Raw genomic sequence first — 1185 nt, forward strand, 5'->3', positions numbered from 1 at the left:
GGCACGTAGTGCTGGTCCACAAACTGCTGCAGCCACTGCACGATTTGCGGCGGCGCGGGCACTTGCTCTACGGTTTCCTGTGCATCCAGCCAACGGCCGGCATCGTGATAACTCAGGGTGACAATCTGCGGAACCGGGATAGGTTCATCGGCCAGCAGGGCCTCTTCTTCCATGCGCCAGACCACCCAGAAGCAGGGCTGCGCGGTGCTGGCGTTGAGGTAGTAGCCTTCGCCATCGTCGGTGAACAGCTCAACCGTGAAGCCCGGGTGCAGCCAGCGCTCCTCACTGTCATCTTTCAGCAGCAGGCGTGGCGCCGCGCCAAAGCCCTCTTCGTGCGGCACCACGTCGGCCAGCGACCAGCGCCAGGGCTGCCAGCGGTTGTCGATGCGCTCGCGGCGCATGACGACGGCCACCGCGGTGCACGGCCGGTGCAGCGTGGCGTCTGTTTCAGGGGACTGCAGCAGGAAATCCGACATGCCCGCAGTGTACGGCGGGCAAATCAGTCGCCACGAAAAACCCCAATACCCCCTAGACGAGCAGGGACCGGTGCTCCAGCGCGGCGCGCCGCACCACGTCGCTGATTCCTTCGCCGCCATTGCCCTCTATCAACTCCAGCAGCGCCTTGCGCATGCGCGGGTCCCAGAATTTTTTAAGGTGCATGGCCAGCTCCTGCAGCGCCTCCGTGCGGTCTGGCATGGTTTCAAAAAAAGCGCCGATCTGGTTGACCATGCGGACCAGGTTGTCGTTGTTCACAGGATGTACTCCAGGTTGACGCGCTCTTTGTGGCTGTACACGGAAAGGTCTTCGCCGCGCACAAAACCCAGGAGCGCCACGCCGGCGGTCTGCGCCACATCAATCGCCAGGCCGGTGACGCCCGACACAGCAGCGAGCAAGGTCACGCCGGCCATCGCGGTTTTGTGGACCATCTCGTAGCTGGCGCGGCTGGTGACGACGATAAAACCCGCATCGGTCTTCACACGGCGCCGCTGCAGCGCGCCTATCAATTTGTCCAGCGCGTTGTGCCTGCCGACGTCTTCACGCAGCACCACGATGTCACCGTCAACATTGCACCAGGCGGCCGCGTGGGTGGCGCCGGTGGCACTGAGCAGCAACTGCTGCTCACGCAGGTTGATCAGGGCGCGGGTGATGGCGCCTGCTTCAAACTCCGCGCCGCCATGCAGGCGC

Annotated in this window: 3 protein-coding genes; all 3 read right to left on the bottom strand. The window is 64.1% G+C overall.

Going from position 1 to position 1185, the window contains the following annotated elements:
• The coding region (locus AC1D0Z_RS22225) for a DUF3305 domain-containing protein (protein ID WP_477660314.1) at window positions 1-476 on the bottom strand (476 nt) is incomplete at its 3' end.
• A 52-nt stretch (window positions 477-528) separates the two neighbouring features.
• A complete protein-coding gene (locus tag AC1D0Z_RS22230; RefSeq protein ID WP_477660315.1) occupies window positions 529-753 on the bottom strand; it encodes a formate dehydrogenase subunit delta in 225 nt (74 codons plus the stop codon).
• Window positions 750-1185 (bottom strand): formate dehydrogenase accessory sulfurtransferase FdhD (locus AC1D0Z_RS22235; protein WP_477660316.1); only part of this gene is annotated, 436 nt, incomplete at its 5' end. The genes AC1D0Z_RS22230 and AC1D0Z_RS22235, both read right to left, overlap by 4 nt.

This window comes from Polaromonas sp. P1_E3 (assembly GCF_056405935.1).